Here is an 8,840-nt window from a genome sequence, read left to right on the forward strand (position 1 = left end):
GCGAGACAAGCTGTCACCGAAGGTGACTGATGAGGTGTAAAAAGGAGATAAAAGATATGAGTATATTAGAAGTAAAGTTTGTTGAAGGTTTTATTAGAATGGCAAATGATGGATGGGAGCAGGGCTGGCATGAGCGTAACGGCGGTAACCTCTCATATAGAATGAAGGATGAGGATGTTGCAGCTGTTAAGGAATTCCTTTCAGAAGATGGTGAGTGGAAGGAAATCGGCACAGAGGTTCCAGGTCTTGCAAATGAGTACTTCATGGTAACAGGTAGTGGAAAGTATTTCCGTAACGTTATCATTGATCCAGAGGATTCTATCGGTATCATCAAGGTAGATGAGACTGGTACAAAGTATCAGATTCAGTGGGGCTTCGTAAATGGTGGAAGACCAACATCAGAGCTTCCTTCACACCTTATGAATCTTGAAGTAAAGAAGCGTGTTACAAATGGTAAGTACAGAGTTGTTTACCACGCTCACACTACAAATACAATCGCTCTTACATTTGTACTTCCTCTTAAGGACGAAGTATTTACAAGAGAGCTTTGGGAGATGGCTACAGAGTGTCCTGTAGTATTCCCTTCAGGTATTGGCGTTGTTGATTGGATGGTTCCAGGTGGAAAGGATATTGCAGTTGCAACCTCTAAGCTTATGGAACAATATGATGTAGCTATTTGGGCTCATCATGGTATGTTCGCTTCAGGTGAAGATTTTGATCTTACATTTGGTCTTATGCACACTGTAGAAAAGGCTGCAGAGATTCTTGTAAAGGTCCTTTCTATTACACCTAACAAGCTTCAGACAATCACACCAGATCAGTTTAGACACTTAGCAAATGATTTCAAAGTAGAGCTTCCAGAGAAGTTCCTCTATGAAAAATAATCCTAATCTAAGAAAACCTCAGGTCGTTTTTGGCGGTAGAGGCATGGCAAAGACCGATGTCACTACTGGGTGCAAAATCTCTTTTACTGTGGTGACGTTCAGTGCTTTGGTAAATATGGTACTTATACAAAGAGATTATGGGATGCTCACAATGTTAAATTAGATATTACTGATGAGGACCTTGAGGATTTGAGAAAAGGTACAGTTGATATGTATACCTTCTCTTATTATATGACATATTCTAGAAGAAAACGGATTAGGTATAATTAGAGGAAGTTAAATCAAAAAATCGGCGTTTGTAGGGCTCTTTCTATGAGAGAGGACATCGATAAATACAAATTTCTCGACCTAATTGAATACTGAACGTTACATAGCAGTTATCGCAAGATAGCTGCTTTTTTTGTGAAGAGTTTTGTGGGGCAGGCAGTACTAGAAAGAAAAATGAAGTTAGTACTGCTTGGGAGTGGAGAATTACCCCTGTGAAATTAGAATGGTGGGATACAGTGGTAAAAGATAGTAGGAGATTACTTAGGAGATATGGCTTATTACGTGAAAATAGTGAGAATATGAATTTGTGATGTAATGACTTCATGCAGTGTGGCGTAACTTGGCAACATATTTGAAATATGGTGAAATACACTTTAGTTAACAAAAGTAAACTAAAATAAGTAATAGAAAATCAGTCAAATCTCAGCGAAATATTACGGTAAGAAGTAACTATTCATAGCATATTGCCGTAGCATCATAAATCCCAAAGCCACAAAGCCCATTCGAGAGAAGAGAAATGAGCAGTGCTAGAAAGAAAAATGAGGTTAGTACTGCTTGGGAGAAGAGAAGTAGGCAGTGCTAGAGCGAAAAGTGAATCCAGCACTGCTTGGGAGTAGAAAAAATATCACTTTTGAATTGCGTATTCCTTACTGGATGTGGATTCTGTATAATTAAAGGCAGTGAAATTAACAAATCGGCATTTATAGAGGTAAATTGTATTTCAGTTATATCGATTAAAGAGGATTAACTAAAAATGTATTTATATCATTATTACGATAAAAGATCTGGACCTTTTCGAAGTGTTACCGCGATTCCTATGGAACAAGGAAATCTCATTCTGGAGCAGATGAAACAAGAGCGCCCGGAGTCGATGTGTGCAAAGCGTGATTCGGATTATATTATAAAACGCCAAGATTGTGAGAATATTCTGCGAAGAGAGTTTATTGCAAAGGGCGGAATCATAGAAATAGAATCCCCTTATTATATGGTGGTTGAACATAGTCCGTGGCTAAGCACATGGTACGAGCGAGGAGATTTCCTGAAGATACCAATTGAGGATTTTGATGTTCGTAAGCTTTCCTTTACGTATGGCGATTCGATGCCAACTTTTAGCCCGTTAGTAAATGATGGAAAAGAGTATCGTAAGCAGGTATATACCTATGAAGAAATACTTGGAATAATCAAAAAGTATGGACTTCCTCAAAATTGGAATGATGATGGATCACAGGGACCGGAAAGATACATAGAGGCGCATGTGTGGACTAATGAGCCAATAGCAAGTTATATTGGAATATAATTGATTAGGAAATCGTTAGAGAAATAAAACTATGAAAATATATGAAGTGAAGGATAATAAAAGAGATTATATGAGTTTGCTTTTCTTGGCTGATGAGCAGGAAGATATGATTGAAAAATACCTGGATAAAGGTACAATGTATGTCCTCGATGATGATGGAATCAAAGGAGAATGTGTTGTCACTGATGAGGGGAATGGCGTTCTTGAAATTAAGAATATAGCAACTTCACCGGAATTTCATGGAAAAGGGTATGGAAGGCTTTTGATAGATTTTATAACTGAAAAATACGCCGGTATTTATACAACGCTGCAGGTAGGAACAGGAGATAGTCCGCTGACTATACCATTTTATAAAAAATGTGGATTCAAGAGACATCATTTGATTAAAAACTTCTTTCTGGACAATTATGATCATCCGATATTTGAGGAAGGCGTGCAATTGATTGATATGGTGTATCTTCGTAAAAATTTTTAATTGGTTAGAAGATGAGGCGGTCACTCTCAGGATTTGCTCTGAGCTTACAAGGAGATAATCCATGGAAGGTTATACCTATTTATTCAGCAAGTAGAGCCTGTGAAAATTTTTCTGTAAATATGGAACTTCTATGATAATTTAGATTTATGATGGATGTAGTTGGATTGATTGGCTACAATAATTAAAAAACGGAGTTTATGGAGCGAGGAAAAACTATGAAAAAATATAAGATAGCAGCAATTATCATGATTATTCATGGCGGATTCATGGAACTGGCTGGTGTGCTATGTATGATACCTGCGTTGTTACTAGGAAATGATAAGTTTGATATTGGAAAGTTTTTTGAATTCAAGCTTCAATATTTCCAAGATAACATTTATATGATGATTGTTATGGGGGCAATCTACGGTGTGATTAGACTGATTGGTGCTATAGGACTACTTAAAAATAGAATGTGGGGGTTAGTGCTGTCGGTAATCATCTGCATAATAACCATTACGCTGATGATGTTTTTATTGCCAGCCGGCATTATGGATGGAATTCTTGCTGGAAGTGCATTGATATTGATTTTAATGGGATTTTATGGCGATAGAAAGATAACTAATGATTTTCCTTATGAGATAAAGGACAATTGTGTTTCAGTATCTGAATTTGAAATTTCACAAGATTATTATAAGTAATTATAAAAAGAGCTTTGAAGAGAGAGCATGGTTCAATTCTTTTAACGGTAAATAATTGTACGCGGCAAATTTCCGTCACACGTATTTTGCATGACTTATGATAAGCTTGTGCCTATATTAGAAAAAATTAATCATTAGGGAACAGGAGGCACTTTACGTGCCTCCTGCCTGGTTACTTTACATATTCTGCAATGGCACGGCTGACAAATTCAGCAGTACCATTTCCGCCGGCCTTATCGATGTTTGTTTTGAACTCGCCATCTGCAGCGTACATCTTACCAAGACCCGCAAGGATTTCATTGGTGCATTTATAGAAGTTCTGGGTGATGTAGTTTTGGATATCTTTTACCATAGCCTGAGCTTCGGCAGATTTAGGATCGGAATCCTTAAGCTTGCCACTTTTCTCAAATAATTTCATGAAATCGCTCCAAAGCTTTTTCTCATCATCCTTAGAGCGGGAAGCTGACTTCTGTTCATATTCTGAAAAAGCCTTGCTGTCTCCCCATTGCTCTTTGGCTTTTCTTGTGTATTCCTCAAACTTGCTGGTATCAAATGCTGTAAAATCCATAATATTATTTCCTCCGTTTTGTATTCCACGGGCGAAATCTATAAGGTTCTCCAGATGTTCTTTTTTCATCGTAAGAAGTTCAATCTGTTGCTCTAAGGCCTTCTTTTTGTCAAAATCAGGTCGCGTAACGATTTCCTTAATTTCTTTTAACGGGAACTCCAGCTCTCTGAATAATAAAATCTGTTGCAAACGTTCCATTGCTGCATCGTCATACAGTCGATACCCTGATTCAGTGTACTCTGCCGGCTTTAGTAGTCCAATTGAATCATAGTATTGCAGTGTGCGTATACTCACGCCTGCTAATTTGCTTACTTCATATACTGTCATCATTGTTTTTCCCTCCGTGGTAATTATACAATAAACCATGACGTAACGTTAGGGTCAACATCTTTTGTGAAAATAATTCTTTTAGCAATCATAATATGGTAAGATTATAAAAGTGCGTAGAAATGCCTATTTTTCGGCATGTAAAAAGATTTTGACATGGCTAAAAAGCGTAAATGTCAAAGCCTTTTGATGGCAACGAAATCAATATCTCGGTATTCTGAGGTGGAAAGAGAGACATAAGAATGGAACTTGGGAACAGAATCAAAGAATTAAGGAAAGCACAAAATATTAATCAGGATGAATTGGCTGAGAAGTTATTTGTTTCAAGACAGACAATTTCAAACTGGGAGAATGACAAAAGCTATCCGGATATTCAGAGCGTATTGCTTCTAAGTGAAATCTTTAATGTCTCCGTAGACCAACTATTAAAAGGAGATGTTGAAAAGATGGAAAGAATCATCACAGAACAAACGCAGGCAGACATTAACAAGATGCACACCTATGCGATAGGAATGCTGATTTCTATAGTGGCACTTCTTATCTCTACGCCAGTATTGGCATTTACAACTGGATTTTGGTTTTTCATACCATTTGTATTGCTGTTTGCTTGCACAATGTATTTTGCCACTAGAATTGAAAAGTGCAAAAAGGAGTATAATGTCCAAACGTATAAGGAGATTGTAGCTTTTACAAAGGGAGAGGCGCTTTCTAAAGAAGATCAGATAAGAGAAGAGGCAAAAAGACCTTATCAGAAAGCTTTATTTGCAATACTGTCAGGTGTTATCGCTACAGTGGTATGCGGTGGCATAGGTGCAGCACTCATTCTGTTATTCAAATAATCATTTAAACGAAAACAACCAACATTGGAGGATATAAAAATGAAATTATCAAAAGAGCAGCAGAAGTTATTTACTTTATTTATTTTGGGAATATTATTATGTGGTATCGCTCACATTTTCCCAAGTGGACTAAATGTCCTTGCAGCTATTGCAGGATTTCTTCTTATAGGATATTTCTCAGTTAAAAGCTATGAAATCATGAAAGAAGAAAAGAAAGAAAAAGAGACAGAGCATACTGAAGAATAATATCGTATCATCATAAATAGAACCCTACATATCATTGTGGCGGGTTCTTTTTTTCTTTGAAGGTATAATCATGGGCTGATATAGGAGGTGGTTATACCTTTTATAATTTATGAGGGATTAATATGTAGTCAAAAAGGTATAACTGGCCTGGAAATATACGTGAGGTTATACCTTTTGGTGGGCAATGAGTCATTGTATTGAAGCCAAAAAGGTATAACCAGAGTGGGAATTTACTGGAGGTTATACCTTTTGGTGGGCAATGGGACATTATATCGAAGTCAAAAAGGTATAACTAAGAGCAATAATTGTAGATGGTTATACCTTTTTGTCTAGCAGGTAAGCTTCAATGGTTCTCTTAATATTATCTTCAGTAAGCGGTGAATTAATAGTTTCAAAGGTGCATATCAGATTATGGCCTGGGACATAGCCTTTATTGATATAACTATTAAGTTTGCTCATTGCATTGAATCGATATTCAGTATTGTCCATCATTCCAAAGTGTTCCCAGATTAATTCAATGTCTTCAGAAGCTTTATATATTGTAAAATCTGGGAAATATATAGTTCCATTAATCTCGAGCCCACATTCATATTTGAATGGAATATTATAATCTGATAATCCACGAACTATAAGAGTTTCTGATTTAGATCTGACAGTGATTCCAGCAGATGTTTTAAATCGAAGCGTTTCCTGGTGTTTATCATTATGTATATAAGGCTGGGATAGCCATTTCTGCTGTTTTATGTAATTAGGATTTAGCAAGGCTTGAAGAAGATTACTATAGCCTGGAACGTTATAGAGTAGATCTGTTGATGAGATTTTGGGAGTTCTATCCATTTTTTGTTTAATAGAAGCTATCTCATTTTCGATTTCGTGTTTGCGAACCTTGTTATATCGCTTCTTGGCAAGGGCGGTTGCTAATTCGATATTTTCTTTTTTGATGTAAGTTCTTTTTACATTTCCATGGTGCTTTTCTATTTGATAATATTTGAAACCATTTGAAGTTTTCACAGCATTAAGTGACCCATTAGGAGCTTTAGAAAGTTCCTTGGCAATCTTAGCTAGCTCAGAATTTAAAGAGGCAATTTTGTGCTCTAGTGATGAAGTTTTGTTCATTAATATCCTTTCTAAATTAATAGTAAAATTCGGGAGTTATCACTCGAATGAGTATTTGAAAAACAGTAGAAATATATAACAAAATTAACGCTTAATCAAGAACCAAATAATAATATGTGTGGCTTATTTTAATTTGGCCTTAGGTTCGGTATACTAAAAAGGGTATTATATTGTAGGTTAATTGATGGGAGAATATAAAAATGCAGAAAAATGGTTGCGTGAGGGTTGGCGATACAGACATGTATTATGTGGCCTTCGGAGAAGGAAAAAAGAATCTTGTAGTTTTGCCAGGATTGTCAGATGGATTGTGGACGGTAAAGGGAAAGGCTATGCTTCTGGCAGGTTCCTATAAAAGGTTTTTCAAGGATTATACCGTTTACATGTTCAGCAGAAAGAATGAGATTCCGGAGGGCTATTCAATAGAAGATATGGCAGATGATCAGGCAATAGCTATGAGGAATCTTGGGATAGACAGGGCAATGGTTATGGGGGTATCCCAGGGAGGGATGATTTCTCAATATCTGGCGGCAAAGCATCCTGAGCTAGTTGAAAAATTGATTCTTGTGGTCACTGCACCATACGCCAACGATACAATAAAAAGTGTTGTTACAAAATGGATAGAAATGACCAAAAATTCAACTCATACAGAGCTAATGCTAGATACTGCGGAGAAAGTTTATACGAAGGAATTCAACGAAAAGAACAAGAAGTATCTACCACTTCTGGCCAGATTTACAAAGCCTAAGAATTATGACAGGTTTTGCAAAAACGCATATGCGATATTAAATTTCGACGCACGACCAGTTTTATCAAAAATAAAATGCAGTACATATATTATGTCTGGCGACAGTGACAATACTGTAGGAAATGATGCTCCTTATGAGTTAAAGGCTAGGATTGAGCACAGTGAGATACTTATCTTTGAAGGCTTGGGCCATGGATTGTTTGAAGAGGATAAGGATTTTTACAATAAAGTATTTGAGTTTTGCGAAAGATAAATTCGGGTAAATGGGGGAATGCTAATTGCAGATGTTTTACAGATTATTGCAATGTACTTGGGGATTACCTCAGACATTGGCGGGAGCTTTTATTTTTATTTTAAACAGAGAATGTAAGCATTATTCGTATAAAGGTTCAATTGTTACCGAATGGAAGAGCAAGTCCAGCTTGTCATTAGGAATGTTTCTTTTTGTATCGGATGATCCGTTTTTTTATTACCAGGGAAAAAGAAAGAATTATTCCGAAGAAGCGTTTTCTAAAATGCTAATGGTGCATGAATATGGACACACAATTCAATCATTAATATTTGGCCCTTTATATTTAATTGCTGTTGGACTACCATCTATTCTTTGGAGTTTTCTACCGGTTTTTGTGAGGAAACGTGATGCTGAGAAGATATCTTACTTTTCTGCATATCCAGAGAGATGGGCAAATCATCTAGGAGAACGAATCACAGGAGATAACTCGATAGGAGAACCAATATAAGATCAGGAGACACTTTACGTGCCTACTGTCTGGATGTCCTTTATCATGGCCCAGCCAGAGTATCGAGCATCAGCGAGAGTTTATGGAGGAGAAATGAAGTATTGTAAGTGGATGAATCTAATTCCATTGGTATTGTTTATAATTCGGGATATGCTAGGAATGGCAGGTATTAATCCTATATGGCTGCTCGTTGCAGTAGCATTGGCAATTATGAATGTTTTTATGGCAAAAAGCATGAGAGAGTACCTACTAGCTTCGTTGCTATTGTTGCTGTCGTGTGTTGTTGGAATGATACTTAACACATACTATTACTACTCGTAATATATATTTTGTTACTAAGTTTTTACATTTATACAACTCCATCAATCGGTTTGGTTATGCTCATGATATTATTGACCTTGAGTCAATCAGGTAATAGTTCTTTCACTCCTTGTTGAGCCTTAATGGTTACTTCATTAATAGTCAGTTCCCCTGGCACGGAAGTTAACTTCAAACCCACTAGCTGTTTGTTAGAGTTCATGGTTTCCCATTGGCAGTTGGGTCGCAACAAATCATCTCTAACTGAATTCTTTTATGCGAGGTTGTTGATGCTCCGCGATCATGGGCATTACCAAACCGATTGATTCACCAATACACTGAAGGGAGGTGAACATCAT

At 36.8% G+C, this 8,840-nt stretch carries 12 protein-coding genes; 10 read left to right on the forward strand and 2 right to left on the reverse strand.

Translation table 11 applies throughout. The features are described from left to right. The first annotated feature begins 56 nt into the window (after window positions 1-56). The 5 genes from rhaD to BM097_RS14215 all read left to right on the forward strand — a co-directional run bounded on the left by rhaD (window position 57) and on the right by BM097_RS14215 (window position 3,603). Window positions 57-884 (forward strand): rhamnulose-1-phosphate aldolase, encoded by an 828-nt coding sequence (rhaD, locus tag BM097_RS14195; protein WP_090551655.1) that lies wholly within the window; start codon window positions 57-59, stop codon window positions 882-884. 69 nt (window positions 885-953) lie between these two features. Further along, entirely contained in the window at window positions 954-1,154 is a 201-nt protein-coding gene (locus BM097_RS16965; RefSeq protein ID WP_090551657.1) for a family 1 glycosylhydrolase, read from the forward strand. An 814-nt stretch (window positions 1,155-1,968) separates the two neighbouring features. After that, the gene (locus tag BM097_RS14205) at window positions 1,969-2,448 is read left to right on the forward strand and encodes a hypothetical protein (protein WP_242944726.1); all 480 of its coding nucleotides are present in this window, start codon (window positions 1,969-1,971) and stop codon (window positions 2,446-2,448) included. A 31-nt stretch (window positions 2,449-2,479) separates the two neighbouring features. After that, window positions 2,480-2,923, forward strand: coding sequence for a GNAT family N-acetyltransferase (locus BM097_RS14210; RefSeq protein WP_090551663.1), 444 nt, complete (start codon window positions 2,480-2,482; stop codon window positions 2,921-2,923). A 215-nt stretch (window positions 2,924-3,138) separates the two neighbouring features. Then, window positions 3,139-3,603 carry a DUF2127 domain-containing protein gene (locus tag BM097_RS14215; protein WP_090551666.1) on the forward strand — a complete coding sequence of 155 codons (465 nt, stop codon included), beginning with the start codon at window positions 3,139-3,141 and terminating at the stop codon, window positions 3,601-3,603. Between the two features lie 172 nt (window positions 3,604-3,775). Here BM097_RS14215 and BM097_RS14220 read toward each other — a convergent pair whose 3' ends face one another. After that, window positions 3,776-4,501 carry a MerR family transcriptional regulator gene (locus BM097_RS14220; protein WP_090551669.1) on the reverse strand — a complete coding sequence of 242 codons (726 nt, stop codon included), beginning with the start codon at window positions 4,499-4,501 and terminating at the stop codon, window positions 3,776-3,778. A gap of 239 nt (window positions 4,502-4,740) precedes the next feature. Here BM097_RS14220 and BM097_RS14225 point away from each other — a divergent pair, with 239 nt between their 5' ends. Both BM097_RS14225 and BM097_RS14230 read left to right on the forward strand, forming a co-directional pair. Beyond that, window positions 4,741-5,337: a helix-turn-helix domain-containing protein gene (locus BM097_RS14225; RefSeq protein ID WP_090551673.1), complete on the forward strand. Its 597-nt coding sequence runs from the start codon at window positions 4,741-4,743 to the stop codon at window positions 5,335-5,337. A gap of 39 nt (window positions 5,338-5,376) precedes the next feature. Beyond that, the gene (locus tag BM097_RS14230; protein WP_090551677.1) at window positions 5,377-5,583 is read left to right on the forward strand and encodes a hypothetical protein; all 207 of its coding nucleotides are present in this window, start codon (window positions 5,377-5,379) and stop codon (window positions 5,581-5,583) included. Between the two features lie 315 nt (window positions 5,584-5,898). On the opposite strand, the gene BM097_RS14235 is transcribed toward BM097_RS14230, so the two are convergent. Further along, window positions 5,899-6,699, reverse strand: a complete 801-nt coding sequence (locus BM097_RS14235) for a hypothetical protein (protein ID WP_090551681.1) — start codon at window positions 6,697-6,699, stop codon at window positions 5,899-5,901. Between the two features lie 200 nt (window positions 6,700-6,899). Here BM097_RS14235 and BM097_RS14240 point away from each other — a divergent pair, with 200 nt between their 5' ends. The 3 genes from BM097_RS14240 to BM097_RS14250 all read left to right on the forward strand — a co-directional run bounded on the left by BM097_RS14240 (window position 6,900) and on the right by BM097_RS14250 (window position 8,505). Next, the gene (locus tag BM097_RS14240; RefSeq protein ID WP_090551686.1) at window positions 6,900-7,697 is read left to right on the forward strand and encodes an alpha/beta fold hydrolase; all 798 of its coding nucleotides are present in this window, start codon (window positions 6,900-6,902) and stop codon (window positions 7,695-7,697) included. A 25-nt stretch (window positions 7,698-7,722) separates the two neighbouring features. Further along, entirely contained in the window at window positions 7,723-8,184 is a 462-nt protein-coding gene (locus BM097_RS14245; RefSeq protein ID WP_090551690.1) for a hypothetical protein, read from the forward strand. A 93-nt stretch (window positions 8,185-8,277) separates the two neighbouring features. Continuing rightward, window positions 8,278-8,505, forward strand: coding sequence for a hypothetical protein (locus BM097_RS14250; protein WP_143085004.1), 228 nt, complete (start codon window positions 8,278-8,280; stop codon window positions 8,503-8,505). The last annotated feature ends 335 nt before the right edge of the window (window positions 8,506-8,840 follow it).

It is taken from the genome of Pseudobutyrivibrio sp. OR37 (assembly GCF_900113655.1).
In the GTDB taxonomy this organism is placed as follows: domain Bacteria; phylum Bacillota; class Clostridia; order Lachnospirales; family Lachnospiraceae; genus Pseudobutyrivibrio.